Raw genomic sequence first — 13,680 nt, forward strand, 5'->3', positions numbered from 1 at the left:
TCGTCATTCCGGGCGACGCTCAACAGTCCGCACGCCGAACCGCCGCACCAGGTTCCGGTGGAGACCGTGTCGGTACCGCTCGCCCACACCGGAGACCGAACGGTGGTCGCCGGTGCAGACGCGGGGTGGGGGCGGGGAAACGCTCGGTCACCAGGGGAGACGTCGGTCGACCCGGGTTCGGGCACGCGGTCCGGTGATATGACATCGGGTGCCGAAATCTCTTGCCGCCTTAAGTAATTGAACGATTGTCCGGGTGGTGTCGGTCATATTTGTGATGTAGAAAAGACCCGAGCGGCACCCGATCGTGATTTGCCTCACATGTTGGTGTGACCGCCGGACACATTTGAAGACGCCTGCACACAGAGCTCCGTCGGGGAGCCGGACCGCTCGCGGTCCTGCGCGGACTTACTGGAAGGGCCGAAGTTTTGCTGTTACCGATGTCGCCGACCGATTCGATGTTCCTGCTCGGCGAGTCCCGTGACCATCCGATGCACGTGGGGGGCTTGGCGGTGTTCGAGCCGCCGGAGGGTGCCGACGCGCGGGATGTGCGTGCGATGCTCGATGCGGCGCTCGCGCGGGGCGAGGTGTCGGCGTTGCTGCGCAAGCGGGCCGCGCGGTCGGTGACCTCGTTGGGGCAGTGGGGCTGGGTGACCGACACCGAGGTCGACCTCGGTCATCATGTCCGCCACAGCGCGCTGCCTGCGCCCGGCGGTGTGACCGAGCTGATGGACCTGGTCGCCCGGCTGCACGCCGGTCTGCTCGACCGCAGCCGGCCGCTGTGGGAGGTGCACCTGATCGAGGGCCTCGCGGACGGCCGCGTCGCGGTGTACATGAAGATCCACCACGCCCTCGCCGACGGGGTGTCGGCGATGAGGCTGCTGCGCAGCGCGCTCAGCGAGGACCCGGATGCGCGGGAGATGCCCGCGCCGTGGGAGCTGCTGGAGCGGCGCCGGCACCTGACGCTCGCCCCGGCGCCGGGCACCGGTCAGGACTCGGGCGGCTGGAATCCGCTCGACCTGTCGGGGGCCGCCGTCGGCGCGGTGAGCGGCGCCGCCCGGGAGGTGGCCGGCCTGCTTCCTTCACTCGCGGGCACCGTGGACCGGGCGCTGCACGGCCGCGGCGGTGCGCTGACGTTGGCCGCGCCGCGGTCGATGCTCAACGTCCCGATCGGCGGGGCGCGGCGGTTCGCGGCCCGGTCCTGGCCGCTCGAACGGCTGCGGCTGGTCGCCAAGCATGCCGACGCGACTGTCAACGATGTGGTCCTGGCGATGTGTTCGGGTGCGTTGCGCACGTTCATGGGCGCGCTCGGTGCGCTGCCCGAGCACCCGCTGATCGCCATGGTGCCGGTGTCGCTCCGTGGCGAGAATCGGGAAGTGTTGGCGGGCAACCGGATCGGGATGCTCTCGTGCAACCTCGGCACCCATCTCGACGATCCGGCACGGCGGCTCGAGGCGGTACGCGCGGCCATGACCGAGGGCAAGGATGCGATGGCCGCGATGAGCCGCACCCAGGTGCTGGCCGCGAGTGCGCTCGGCACCATCCCGTTGGCGCTCAGCATGTTCGGGCTCGGCGGGCCCCTGCGGCCCGCGAACGTGATGATCTCCAACGTGCCGGGACCGGGCGCGCCGCTGTACTGGAACGGCGCGCGGATGACCGCACTGTACCCGCTGTCGATCCCGGTCAACGGGCAGGCATTGAACATCACCTGCACCAGCACCGACGACGAGATCGCGTTCGGGCTCACCGGTTGCCGCCGCAGCCTGCCCCACCTGGCGCCGATGCTCGATCACCTCGACGACGAACTCGGCGCCCTCGAACGCGCCGTCGGCCTGTAGTGGACGCCGCGACGCACAGCCACAGACCCGACGGGGCCGGCACCGGCACCGGCCGCGCGCGATCCCGGGCCGCGTCGGCAGCCTCCCTCACGGGGGCGGTGGCCGCGACCGCGGCCACCGGCGGCACGGCCGTCGTGTCGAGCGGATCCGTTTCCCTCGGCGTTGCGGCGGCGGTGCTCACCGTCGCCTGCCTCACCCCCGAAGCCCACACATGACCCGACAGAGACAAGCGAAAGCGGCTCCGGCGCAACCGGAGTCACCGGACACAAACGACAGGATCCCCCATCCATAACCGTATCGACGGCACCGGCACTCGCCCGCCACACCACCGCGCGCGGCGGCTCGATGAGCACCGAGGAGATCAAGGCCCGCATCGAAGCCATGTACGCGGACGATCCGGCACCCGCCCCGCACGAATCGCCCGAGAGGAAGTTGGCGTGAACACCAACGTCGCGCAGTTGCTGCTGGTCCTGACCGCCGGGATCGGAGGTACGGCGGCGGCCCAGGCGACCCTCCGCCGCCGCGACCGCCGCGGCCCCCGCCGCAGGCCGCTCCGCCTCGGCGAACACATCATGCGCTCACACGAACAGGAAGACCACGCGTCCTCGCCGCCGGCGGAATCGGCGGCGAGGACGACGGGTGGGTGACCATACCCGCCCACGCCGTCGGGGTGCCGATCACCAAGGTCACCGACGAGATGCCCCTCGAGTCCGACGTCGCCCGCGTGCGCGCCACCTCGCCGCAGGCGGCCCCGCCTGACCCGTGGGGCCAGAACCAGTAGGCCCCCCACCGCCAGGGCTGACCGAGATCGCGTAGTCGACCACTCGGTGGTCACCACCGCGATCCCCGACTCCGGATGGACGCCCGCTCGGCAAACCCGCTGGTCCAGCGCTCTCGAGTGCCCGGTAGCGGTTCAGCATTGCTTTGTGTCGTTGTCGCCCTCTCGCGGAACGGCGAAGGCCCGCCGGGTCCGGCCCTCATCGGGGTCGGCGGGCCGCACGAAGGGAGCGGCAGTGCCGGTTTGGGTTGGTGTGGTGCGCGAGGCGGACGCCGTCGAGGTGGCGGCGTGGGACGAGTTTGTCACACGCGCCGCGGACGGCGGGAACGTCTGGCGCGGCCTCGGCAATGCGAGGGCCAAGCAATCCATCGGCTACACGATCCGGTACCTGTTCGTCGGCGACGACGCGGTGACCGTGCACGTCAAGAAGGTTCCGCTGCTCGGTCGGTTGTGGATCGTGCCGTGCGGGCCGTCCGGGGTCACCGTCGGCGAGGTGCTGCCCAAGGCGCGGGCGCTGGCGGCCTATGCGGCAGCGCAGGGCGCCTTCGTGCTGCGAATCGACCCCCGGGTCGAGGCCGACGAGGAGACGACCCGGCAGCTGCGTGCCGCGGGCTACCGGTTCGCCGGGAGATACACGCCCAGCCGGCACACCGTGATCGTGGACCTGCACGGCACCGAGGACCAGATTCTCGCCGGCTTCAGCAACGGCGCGCGCCGCGCGATCAAACGCGCGACCCGCGACGGCGTGGTGGTCGAGCGGGTGCCGGCCACCGACGAGAACTGCGACATCCTTTACGACCTGCTCGCCGAGACCGGGGGCGGCCGGCTCGGGGTGCGCAGTCGCGAGTACTGCCGGTTCACCTACCAGCGGTATGCCGCGAGCGGGAACGGGCAGATGTTCTTCGCCCGGATCGACGGGCGCGTCGCCACGGCGTCCTTCGAGATGAGGTTGGGCACCAGGGCGATCGGCCTGCACAAGGGGTCGGTCCGCACGTCGCCGGGAGACTCCGCCGCCAAGGGGCTGGGCTCACAGGGCATCGGTCACGCACTGCAGTGGGCGGTCATCCGCTGGGCCAAACAGAGCGGCGCACTCGAGTACGACCTGTGCGGGACGCCGCCGTCGGCGGAGGTCGACAACCCGGAGCGCTACTTCTACGGCAATGGCAAGTTCAAACGCAGCTTCAAAAGGGACGTCACCGACCACGTCGGCGCCTGGGACCTTCCCCTGAGCGGGTGGCGGAGCCGGATCTGGGCGGCGGGGTACGAACGTGAGTGCGAGCGCTTGTCGATGGTGCTGCGCCGCACCCTCTTCTACTGATGGGAGGTACGGCCCTCGTCGCCGCGCACAGCGGCACCGTGACGGTCGAGTCACCCGACAGCGGGGGAGCGGTGTTCCGGGTGCTGCTGCCGCGCTCCGGCGGGGATCAGTAGGGTCAGGGGACGGTGCTTCCCGCGCTCGGCGACGGCCGCCCGCGCGCTCGGTGCGGTGTCCGGAGTCGTTCCGACCCTGGACGCTCAGGTGGACGGCTCGGCCGGGAGGAGCAGGCGAAGGGCGCGTTCGAGGTTGTCGGCCAGGTCGGTGTCCGGGTGGGCGATCCAGTACTCGTGGGCGGTGAGCGTCGCGGCGAGGGCCGCGTGCCCGACCGCCATGGGAAACAGTGCGTCGGCGGGTTGTCCGGTCCGAGCGCCGGCGTATTCGACGGCCGCGGCGCGCCAGCGGGCATGATGCTGTGACGCCTGTGCCTGCACCGCGGGTTCCGTCAGCACGAGCTGAGCTCGGTGCCGGGCCCACTCGATCTGATCCTCCGGAAAGGTCGCGAGCGCGTCGACCACCGCCCGCACGATCACGGTCTCGTACCGCTCGGTCGGCGACCCGGCGGCGAGCAGCTCGCGGAGCAGGCCGATCTCGCCCTCCGACTCGACCCACAGGACGTCCCCCTTGGTCGGGAAGTACCGGAAGAAGGTTCGGCTGCTGATCCCTGCCGCCCGCGCGATGTCCTCGACGCTGGTCTGCTCGAATCCCCGCTCGACGAACAGTCGCTGTGCGACGGCGGCGAGTTCGTGTGCACTCGTCGCGGCCGGTCTGCCTCCGCGGTCCACGCGGCCCCCTGTGCTGGTCACGTGCCCATGCTTCCAGGTCGGGTAACGAGTCGGTGTCGTTCCACTCGGTGATGTCGGAACCATTCCCTTTTGTCATTGACTGTCATAACCTCGGGGCACGACGCAGTGCTGCGGAAGGTCGGCGCTGCATGTGCCGAAAGGTCAACTGTCATGGGACAACTCGATGGCCAGGTCGTCTTCGTCACCGGCGCCGCGCGCGGTCAGGGGCGCAGTCACGCGGTGCACCTGGCGCAGGAGGGTGCCGACGTCATCGCGGTCGACATCTGCCGGCAGGTGGAGACCGTGCCCTATCCGACTGCGACACCCGACGACCTCGCCGAGACCGAACGCCAGGTCAAGGCGCTCGGGCGTCGGATCGTCACCCGTGAGGCCGACGTCCGCGATCTGGCGGCGTTGAAGGAGGCCGTCGACGCCGGGGTGGCCGAGCTGGGCCGACTCGACATCGTGCTTGCCAACGCCGGTATCTCGGTGCCCGCCCCCACCCTCGAGATGCCCGAGCAGACGTGGTCGACGATGATCGACATCAACCTCACCGGCGTGTGGAAGACGTGCGCGGCCGCGGTGCCGCACATCATCGCCGGCGGCCGCGGCGGGTCTGTGGTGATCACCAGCTCGCTGGCGGCGTTGAAGGCCAACGCGAACACCGCGCACTACTCGGCGGCGAAGGCCGGCCTGGTCGGCTTCATGCGGGTCCTGGCGCAGGAACTCGCGCCGCAGAAGATCAGGGTGAACACCATCCACCCCACCACCGTCGCCACCGACATGATCCTCAACGACGCCACCTACGAGTTGTTCCGGCCCGATCTCGCGAAGCCGACCCGCGGCGACTTCGAGGAGGCCGCGCTGACCCTCAACGCGCTGCCGGTGCCCGCGCTCGAAGCGATCGACATCTCCAACGCCGTGCTCTACCTGGTCGGGGAGAGCGGACGGTACGTCACCGGCACCACGCACACCGTGGACGCAGGCGGGCAGCTCTGACGACCGCGGTCGCACTGTCGACATCGGTTCCACCGAAGTTGTTTCACCACCACATGTTCCACGAGAACTGGAGGACGAATCAATGGGAATGCTGGACGGAAAAGTCGCATTCGTCACCGGCGGCGCGCGCGGACAGGGGCGTGCGCACGCGGTGACCTCGGCCCGCGAGGGCGCGGACGTCGTCATCGTCGACATCGCGCGGCAGATGGGGTCGGTGCCCTACAAGATGGCCGACACCACCGACATGGCCGAGACCGTCGCCGAGGTGGAGGCACTCGGCCGGCGGGCTTTGTCCTTCGAGGTCGACGTCCGTGAACAGTCCGAGCTCGACGACGCCGTCGCGCGGACGATCGCCGAGCTCGGCAAGATCGACATCCTGATTGCCAACGCCGGAATCTGGACGCAGGGGCCGTTCTGGGAACTGACCGAGGACGCGTGGGACGAGATGATCGGTGTCAACCTCACCGGCGTCTGGAAGTCCGCGAAGGCCGTTGCCCCGCACATGATCGAACGGCAGAGCGGGTCGATCATCATCACGTCGTCGGTCAACGGACTCGAACCGGGGATGAACTACGCCCACTACGTCGCGGCCAAGCACGGCGTTATCGGGCTGATGAAGAACATCGCGCTTGAGCTCGCGCCGTATGGCGTTCGCTGCAACTCGATCAATCCGGGCGCGATCAAGACCCCGATGACCGACCACCAGGGCGCGTGGGACATGTTCGCCGGCCACGAGGGAGGCACCGAGGCTGACATGCTCGAGGGCGGTTACCACTTCCACGCCCTCAAGGGCACGACATTCATGCCGCCGCAGGTCATCGCGGACACCGCGCTGTACCTCAACTCGGATCTGGCTGCCTCCGTCACCGGGGTGACCATCCCGGTCGACGCGGGCCACCTGCTGCTCACCGGCGTGAACCCCGCACCGGTCAAGTAGATCGGGGGGTGCCGGGCGAGCGGTGGCCGCCCGCCCGGCACGACGGAAGCCCAGGGGTACCGGGGCCGACTGTGGCGTGAGAACGACACCTCGTCCCGGATGTTTCGGTAACCCGTTGAGGCAGTGTTGATTCCGATGGGGGAGCGGTTGTCGGTGCCCGGCCCAGGCCCCATTTGCCGCGTCGGGACGGAGCGCCCCACCGCCACCCCCGCCCTCGAGGTGGCCTGAACGAAGTCTCCACCGGATCCAGGGCGGGTCGATCCCGAATTCGGATCCCGAAGCCTGCGGTGGACAAGACGTTCCGCCCGTTCGATCCGAGGCAGGGGTTGTTGTGGCCTCTACCTGCTACTACGCTGACACAAGTGCCCGGCAGCGGTCTGCGCAAGGTGGGTGTTGAAGAAGAGTTCCATCTTATCGACGCCACTACCCGGCGCCTGACCCGCGCGCCCCGGAACTGCTCGCCACCCTGCCTGAGAACGACTACGTCGAGGAGCTCCAGCGGTGCGTGGTCGAGGTGAACAGCGGTGTCTTCGCAGGCCTTCAGGACCTGCGGGAGGACCTGGTGCACCATCGACAACTCCTCGTCGGGGCCGCCGACCGCCTCGATATCGGCGTCGTCGCCGCGGGCGCGGTACCGCTTTCGGTTCCTGCTGAGATGCTGGTCACCGAAACTCCCCGTTACCGGCGGATGCTGGCGGACTACCAGTTGCTGGCCCGAGAGCAACTCATCTGCGGCACCCAGGTTCACGTCGATGCGCCGGTGCGCGACGAAGCTGTTCGAGTGGCCAACCGCGTCGCACCATTTCTTCCGCTCTTCCTGGCGCTGAGCGCGAGTTCACCGTTCTGGTCCGATGGCTCGGACACCGGTTACGCCAGCGTTCGGACGTTGGTGTGGCTTCGCTGGCCCAGTGCCGGGCCGTTTCCGTCCGCCGTGAAATCCGCCGCCGAATACGATGCCTTGATCGCCCACGGAATGGTGTATTTCGACGTCCGCCCCTCGGCGCGGGTGCCCACGCTGGAACTGCGGGTGTGCGACAGCTGTCCGGACGTCGACACCATCGTCCTGATCGCCGGCCTGTTCCGGGCCCTCGTCGAACATGAAGTGCACGGCCTCCGGGCGGGCGTCCCTCCTCTCGAAATATCGCCCACGCTGGCGCGGGCCGCGCTGTGGCGCGCTGCACGGTCCGGACTCGAGGGGGACCTGGTGGACGTGGCAGCAGCGGTGCCGCGACCGGCCCGGGAGCTGGTCGAGCAGTTCGCTCACATGCTGCGCCCCGAACTCGACGAAGCCGGGGACTGGGACACCGTATCCGAGTTGGCAGCGGCGGCCATCCGCGGCGGGAGCTCGGCATCACGACAGCGTCGATTCCTGCGCAGGCGTGGCCGACTGACCGACGTGGTCGACCTGCTGCGGGCCGAGACAACGGGCCTGATGACATCGTCGGCGGCGGCCGATGACCCCGATGGGACGTTGCTGTACTGCTACCGGCCGATACACGACCCCGGGACGGCGGATTGCTCCGGCGAGGCGGCCGCTCCGGACGGATCACCCCACTAGGAATGACTTGCGCACGGCGGCCCGCTCGGGCTCGATCGAGCCCGGGGAGTGGGGCGGGCTCGCCTACGCGGGCTCGAGGTCGCGCTCGAACTCGATTTCATCCCGAATCGGGATCTTGTAGTAACCCACGTCGGGGATGTCCGGCTCCAGGGTCCGTCTCGCCTCGTCCGCTGCGCCGCATCGAACGGCCGACAGGTGGAAGCCGCGCCGCTGGTAGAACTGCATCGAGTCGAGGTTGTCGTTCGTCGTGACCAACCACAGTCGGGAACAGCCTTGTGCACGGGCGACTTCGACGATGCGTTCGATGAGTGCCGTGCCGACGCCGCCCCATTGGCCGGATGCGCGCATGTTGACGATTTCGCAGTTCGTGCCGTCGATGTCGTAGATCAGCACCCCGACCGTCTCGTCGTCGGTCGATGCGATCAGGGCCGGGCGGTCGCGTGCGTCGACCAACTCGCCGCGCCGGGCAATCTGGGTGGTGTGCTGCGCCTGGAGGAATGACGTCAGGCGTGGCTCTCCTGCGGGTACCTCATAGATGTCGACCATCGTCCCTATTTTCCTCGCCCCGCCTCGGCTGGACCAGGGCGGATCTGTCGGGTTGGGCCGCGTGACGCACCAGAACGAACATGGTTGCGTTCCCCGGGAGGTCGGCACGATGTTGTCCACTGCCGCGAAGATCAGTGCCGACGGTCGTCGGCGACCCACCGACCGAACGACACAGCGGCACCGCCGACCGGCTCGCCGCTCTGGTGGCCGATCTCGATGAGAACCGCCCGAACGATTCCTCCGTCGCCGACGCCCCGGCGTGTTCAGTCCCAATCGGACCGAGTGCGGTTCAGCTGGAGTGTGCGGGCGATCCTCGGGCACGCTCGTCCTGCGCGTGCTCGACGACCCAGGCCGCGATCTGGGCTCGTGAGGTGAACCCGAGTTTGGTGAGGATGCGTTGCACGTGGCCCTGCGCGGTTCGTTGGGATATCACGAGCCGGGTGGCGATCGCCTTGTCGGTCAGGCCCTCGGCGACGAGGTCGGCGACCTGCCGTTCCCGGTTGGTCAGGCTCGTGTGACCGGCGGGTGGTGCCGCGGCCGCGGGGTGCTCGCCGAGGGAGTGGGCGACGGCTTGCTCGAATCCCAGGGCCGCACCCTCGCGTCGGGCGGCCTCGAACGCTCGCTCACCGAGTGCCCGGCGGGCCTGCCGCTCGCAGTTCTCGTGGTGGGCGAGCAGGTTGTGGAACAGCACGGGGGAGCTGCCGGCGGACCGGCCCAGCGCCTCGGCGGCGCCCAGCAGGACCGCGGCGCCTTGCGCCTTGTCCTGTTCGGCGGCGATCCATGCCAGTGCCTCCAGGGCGACGGCCGCGGTGAGGGGTTCGTCCGCCAGCCGGGTCAGCCGCAGGCACTGTTCGAGTAACCGGGCTGCTCGACCGTGATCGCCCTGCTGCCTGACCGCCACCCCCATGGCAGCGGGTCCTCGCGGGCCTTCAGCTCGTCGAGCGAGTCTGCGGACCCCGCCGGCTGATGGGGTGGGTCGAGCGGGCGCGGCACCGACTCGGGGGAATGAGTCCAGGCGTCGGCGGCCCGGCTGTTGACCATCGCTCTGCTTGCCGATGAAGTGGCGGGACATGCCCGGACAGGGGTTCGGCCGAAAATGCTTTCACATTCTCGGCCGGATCTCTGCTTCTCGAGTTTTTCACCGTTCCCGATTACTCGTTCGATCCGCGAATCTCAATGTACGCGCGCCAAGCGGCCCAAGGCAATGCCGCGCAATCCGGCTCGCGGCGGGTGCTGCCGACGAGGGTGCGGCGGCCGCGGGTCGGAACATCTCGGGGGTCCCTCGCAGGTCGCTCCGCTCGTCGTCACGCCTGCCGAGCTCGGAGGCCAGCACGGGATCACGCGTGCGCAGGACCTGTTCGCCGACTGTGGCCATCTCACCGGCCGCCCGCCCCATCCGGGCGAGCAGTTCCTCCGCCTCCCCGGAGGTGACGTGGTCGGGGTGTCGGCGGCGCACGCTCTCGGCCACGTGTTGCGCCAGCCCGCCCATCCGGCTCAGATCCGACACCGCCACCGCGATCGCCCTCCCCGGCCGGCTTCGTGCTCGCCGCGAGTGGTCACCGGGAGGCCGCGTCCCCGGTGCCGATGGAGCCCGGTCGAGCGCGGCGCGGCGTGAGGGGTCGGTACTCGCCGTGCCGCGGTCGGTGAGCGTGTCGTCTGCGGTCGGTTTCGGTCATGCCGCCCCGGTGGCCGAGGGAACGCTGGGCTCGACCCGGCAGTGGTCGTCGACCAGCGGGTGGCGAGTCGGGCGGGTGTGGCACCACCGCAGGACCGGGACGCCCGAGTCGGCGTTGCGGTGGATCCCCGTGTGGCCCGGCCGCCGGTGGCCTCCTCACGGGCAGGTTCAGCGGGCGCCAGCCATCCGCCGCCACACCTGCACCCGAAAACCGCAGTGCGAGTGGACAATCTCTTCGACACGGTCGGAGCCCGAAACGCGGGTGGGAGAGTCTCGGAGGTCACCCCCCCGGGGGGAGGTCGGGCGGTCCTTCGTGCCGTCTAGCGTGAGACGTATGTCGGTGGTTCTCGCGGGTCGGTACGAGTTGCGGGGAGTGCTCGGTCGCGGCGGGATGGCGGACGTCCACGAGGGGTGGGACCGGCGACTCGGCCGTCCGGTGGCGGTGAAGGTGCTCCGTGCGGAGTTGGCATCGGTTCCGGGCACCCGTCGGCGTTTCGAGTCGGAGGCCCGGTTGGCCGCGACCCTCAATCACCCGAACGTCGTCGCCGTCCACGACAGCGGCGAGGATGCCGGTGTCCCCTACATCGTGATGGAACGCCTGCCCGGTCGGTCGCTCGCCGACGACATTTCCGCCGGTCCCCTGCCCGGACCGCGGGTGCGCGCGATCCTCGCCCAGATCCTGGCCGCGCTCGGTGCGGCCCACGCGTTGGGCATCGTGCACCGCGACATCAAACCCGGGAACGTCCTGTTCGACGCCGCGGGCACCGTGAAGGTCACCGACTTCGGCATCGCCAAGAGCGCCGACACGGACCACACCACGACGGGCCTGGTCCTCGGCACCGTCGCCTACCTCGGTCCCGACCGCATCGCCGGCAATCCCGCGACCGTCGCGGACGATCTCTACGCCGTCGGCGTCGTCGGCTACGAAGCGCTGTCGGGGCGACGCCCGTTCACGGGTGAGACGATCGCGTCGCTGGTCCACGCCATCATGAGCGGGCAGTACCCGCCGCTGGCCACTCTGCGGCCGGACGTCGACCCCGGCCTCCTCGCGGTGATCGACCGCGCGATGACCCGCGACCCGCACCGCCGCTTTCCCGACGCACACGCCATGGCCACCGCACTGCAGGCCCCGCACCCGACGGCTCCACCGCCGACGCGGGCGTTCACCCCCGCAGCACCCGCGCCGGCGGCATTGCCCGCTCCGGTTCGACGATCGCGGCGAATGGGCGTGATCGCCGCCGTCGCGGCTCTGCTGGTGGCCGTCGCGCTCGTGGCACTCGTCGTCTCCATTCGTGACGACGGGAGCACCGTCGGCCCCGCCTCGGTCAGCCCGACTCCTCCACCGGTCACCAGCACCGTCGTCGCGCCGGTCGGGCCCCCGGTGACGAACGTTCCCCCGCAGACCGAGTCGGCTCCGGGCAACGGAAACCACGGAAACCACAACGGCAACGGGGGCACCGGAAAGAGCAACGAGAAGGGCAACAAGAGCGGTAACTGAGCGACACACCCCCGCCCGTTCGACACCACCACGGAGGCGGATGCGCGCCCGGCGCTCGAACTCCAGCCCGCATAGCTCGCTGGGCTTCGTGGCGAGCAAGTTCCGGCTGCTGCGGGGTCTTCCGTTCCGGTTCTCGCTGAACGACCACGGCCCGCAGCACTACATCGCGGCCCTGACCCCGCGCGGGACGCCCAACGAGTTCGGCGACGCCCATCTGATCCCGGCGACGTGATCTCCTCGCGCTGCGAAACGAACAGTGGATGAACGGAGCAGCGGGTCGCCCGGGGTTCAGTCGAGGGTGAGCTGGCCGCGGTGGAAGTCGAAGTGCCGGCCGGGGTAGCGGTAGAGCTGCTCGACGGTCATGTAGTCGGTGAAGAACGGATCCCAGCGGACCGGAAAGTGCATGCCGCTGTGCAGGTCGGCGTCGGTCTCCTGCGCGAGGTGGCGATGGAGGGAGGCGATGATGCGGTCGAAGTGACTGCCCATCCGGCGGCGGTCGTAGACGCGGGCCGCGAGGGCGGAGCCTCGGTAGTTGACCTCGTCGAACACCGGGGTGGCGGCGTCGAGTGCGCGCGCGAACCGGCGGCTCGCACCGTCGGGCAACCGAGAGAAGACCCGGATCAGCGGGAGTAGCCGGCGCACGACCATGTAGCCGAAGACCATGTGGAACAGCAGCTGCTCGTTGGTCCAGCGGGTGCCGTTCGAGCGGCGATCGAAATCCTCCGCGGACGCACGGCCCAGGAGTGCATGCAGCGAACGCCGGGCCCGTTCGAAGTCCGCGATGATCGCGCCCCGATCCACCGGTTGACCCTCGGGCATGACGCATCCTCACCCTGCGACGCTGCGGTCCACTGCCGTTCGACTCATTGTCCGCCGTGGGATGGAGTCGGCGGCACCCGACGCGAGGGGCTGTGTTCAGGTCGGGGCGCGGGATCGGTCCACACCAATCGGGCGCCTGCTCGAGACCGCGCCGACGGCACCGGTGTTCGACACCGGCCGCTACCAAGCGGCCGTGACTGCGGGCAAACCCCGTGTACGGCCGTGTTCACCGCCCTGCAGAGGACTGTCCACACCACCCACTGCGGGGCTCGGCTACTTGGGCTCAGAGTGGGCAACGGTCGCTGTCGTCCGCGTCGCTGCGCGGGGTGGGCCGCGACCCCCGGCACCTGGTGGGCCGGCTCGCCCGCGTTCGACCGACCTGATTCGGCGGCAGGTGCGTCCAACTCGCGGTTGGTTCGTCTGAGGTAGCGGACTCCCACCCACCACCGGGAGGGAGCACCTTCTTCCGAGGACCCTCCGATGACCACCCACCCGTCCACCGATTACGCCGGAGACCACCTCGGGGGTGTCCGATGAGCGCCCCGGCCGTCGTGGTCGAGGATCTCCATGTCGTGTACGGCAAATCGTGGGCCCTCGAAGGCGTCGACCTGACCGGGTTCCGTAGTTGGTGGGCACATGATTTCGCCGCGGCCAGGCTCGCCGCGCACCAATGCGGCGCTGGAGATGGTGGCCCCGCTCAAGCGGTCCGAGGGTCGGCAGCTCGCGATTCTATGGCTCCGGAAACCGCTTCTGCCAGTAGAGATTTCGCAATATTCACTGTCGGCTCTATGGGTACCCAGTTGTGTTGGCGCATCGTCCGCTGATTCCGTGCGCTTCATGAATGTGTACGCGGTTCTGTTGGTACGGGCGGATTCCTCATCGCGGTTGCGAGGGTTCCGATTGAACAGACCGAGGGCGCCGGCAAGGCCACGCCG

At 69.5% G+C, this 13,680-nt stretch carries 11 protein-coding genes and 3 pseudogenes; 9 read left to right on the top strand and 5 right to left on the bottom strand.

Annotation, left to right across the window (positions count from 1 at the left end; genetic code table 11):
• Positions 1 to 425 precede the first annotated feature (425 nt).
• The 4 genes from ACWEPG_RS03385 to ACWEPG_RS03400 all read left to right on the top strand — a co-directional run bounded on the left by ACWEPG_RS03385 (position 426) and on the right by ACWEPG_RS03400 (position 3,931).
• On the top strand, positions 426 to 1,835 hold the full coding sequence (locus tag ACWEPG_RS03385; protein ID WP_452593903.1) for a WS/DGAT/MGAT family O-acyltransferase: 1,410 nt from the start codon (positions 426 to 428) through the stop codon (positions 1,833 to 1,835).
• Between the two features lie 437 nt (positions 1,836 to 2,272).
• The gene (locus tag ACWEPG_RS03390) at positions 2,273 to 2,482 is read left to right on the top strand and encodes a hypothetical protein (protein WP_452593904.1); all 210 of its coding nucleotides are present in this window, start codon (positions 2,273 to 2,275) and stop codon (positions 2,480 to 2,482) included.
• Positions 2,479 to 2,616, top strand: a complete 138-nt coding sequence (locus ACWEPG_RS03395; protein WP_452593905.1) for a hypothetical protein — start codon at positions 2,479 to 2,481, stop codon at positions 2,614 to 2,616. Before ACWEPG_RS03390 ends, ACWEPG_RS03395 begins: the two co-directional genes overlap by 4 nt.
• Before the next feature lie 232 nt (positions 2,617 to 2,848).
• On the top strand, positions 2,849 to 3,931 hold the full coding sequence (locus tag ACWEPG_RS03400) for a lipid II:glycine glycyltransferase FemX (protein ID WP_452593906.1): 1,083 nt from the start codon (positions 2,849 to 2,851) through the stop codon (positions 3,929 to 3,931).
• A gap of 197 nt (positions 3,932 to 4,128) precedes the next feature.
• Here ACWEPG_RS03400 and ACWEPG_RS03405 read toward each other — a convergent pair whose 3' ends face one another.
• Positions 4,129 to 4,734 carry an acyl-CoA-like ligand-binding transcription factor gene (locus tag ACWEPG_RS03405; protein ID WP_450115024.1) on the bottom strand — a complete coding sequence of 202 codons (606 nt, stop codon included), beginning with the start codon at positions 4,732 to 4,734 and terminating at the stop codon, positions 4,129 to 4,131.
• Positions 4,735 to 4,884: 150 nt separating this feature from the next.
• On the opposite strand from ACWEPG_RS03405, the gene ACWEPG_RS03410 reads away from it, so the two are divergent.
• From ACWEPG_RS03410 to ACWEPG_RS03420, 3 genes and pseudogenes are all read left to right on the top strand, one after another.
• The gene (locus ACWEPG_RS03410; protein WP_450115023.1) at positions 4,885 to 5,712 is read left to right on the top strand and encodes a mycofactocin-coupled SDR family oxidoreductase; all 828 of its coding nucleotides are present in this window, start codon (positions 4,885 to 4,887) and stop codon (positions 5,710 to 5,712) included.
• Between the two features lie 82 nt (positions 5,713 to 5,794).
• Entirely contained in the window at positions 5,795 to 6,649 is an 855-nt protein-coding gene (locus ACWEPG_RS03415; RefSeq protein ID WP_452593907.1) for a mycofactocin-coupled SDR family oxidoreductase, read from the top strand.
• A 362-nt stretch (positions 6,650 to 7,011) separates the two neighbouring features.
• Positions 7,012 to 8,078: pseudogene (locus ACWEPG_RS03420) on the top strand (carboxylate-amine ligase); the annotation flags it as partial.
• Positions 8,079 to 8,270: 192 nt separating this feature from the next.
• Here ACWEPG_RS03420 and ACWEPG_RS03425 read toward each other — a convergent pair.
• The 3 genes and pseudogenes from ACWEPG_RS03425 to ACWEPG_RS03435 all read right to left on the bottom strand — a co-directional run.
• The gene (locus ACWEPG_RS03425; RefSeq protein ID WP_452593908.1) at positions 8,271 to 8,873 is read right to left on the bottom strand and encodes a GNAT family N-acetyltransferase; all 603 of its coding nucleotides are present in this window, start codon (positions 8,871 to 8,873) and stop codon (positions 8,271 to 8,273) included.
• Positions 8,874 to 9,042: 169 nt separating this feature from the next.
• Positions 9,043 to 9,660, bottom strand: a pseudogene (locus ACWEPG_RS03430) (response regulator transcription factor); the annotation flags it as partial.
• Between the two features lie 231 nt (positions 9,661 to 9,891).
• Positions 9,892 to 10,260 (bottom strand): annotated as a pseudogene (locus ACWEPG_RS03435) (phosphate transport system regulatory protein PhoU); the annotation flags it as partial.
• A gap of 502 nt (positions 10,261 to 10,762) precedes the next feature.
• On the opposite strand from ACWEPG_RS03435, the gene ACWEPG_RS03440 reads away from it, so the two are divergent.
• Both ACWEPG_RS03440 and ACWEPG_RS03445 read left to right on the top strand, forming a co-directional pair.
• Entirely contained in the window at positions 10,763 to 11,926 is a 1,164-nt protein-coding gene (locus tag ACWEPG_RS03440) for a serine/threonine-protein kinase (RefSeq protein ID WP_450115020.1), read from the top strand.
• A gap of 88 nt (positions 11,927 to 12,014) precedes the next feature.
• Entirely contained in the window at positions 12,015 to 12,158 is a 144-nt protein-coding gene (locus ACWEPG_RS03445) for a hypothetical protein (protein ID WP_450115019.1), read from the top strand.
• Positions 12,159 to 12,214: 56 nt separating this feature from the next.
• On the opposite strand, the gene ACWEPG_RS03450 is transcribed toward ACWEPG_RS03445, so the two are convergent.
• A complete protein-coding gene (locus ACWEPG_RS03450) occupies positions 12,215 to 12,745 on the bottom strand; it encodes a DinB family protein (protein ID WP_450115018.1) in 531 nt (176 codons plus the stop codon).
• Positions 12,746 to 13,680: the final 935 nt, after the last annotated feature.

The organism is Rhodococcus sp. NPDC004095 (assembly GCF_053604015.1).

Bases quoted from the DNA above. Each gene is read 5' to 3' on its own strand.
- ACWEPG_RS03450 (WP_450115018.1), bottom strand. From the start codon at position 12,745: ATGCCCGAGGGTCAACCGGTGGATCGGGGCGCGATCATCGCGGACTTC.
- ACWEPG_RS03410 (WP_450115023.1), top strand. From the start codon at position 4,885: ATGGGACAACTCGATGGCCAGGTCGTCTTCGTCACCGGCGCCGCGCGC.
- ACWEPG_RS03415 (WP_452593907.1), top strand. From the start codon at position 5,795: ATGGGAATGCTGGACGGAAAAGTCGCATTCGTCACCGGCGGCGCGCGC.
- ACWEPG_RS03440 (WP_450115020.1), top strand. From the start codon at position 10,763: ATGTCGGTGGTTCTCGCGGGTCGGTACGAGTTGCGGGGAGTGCTCGGT.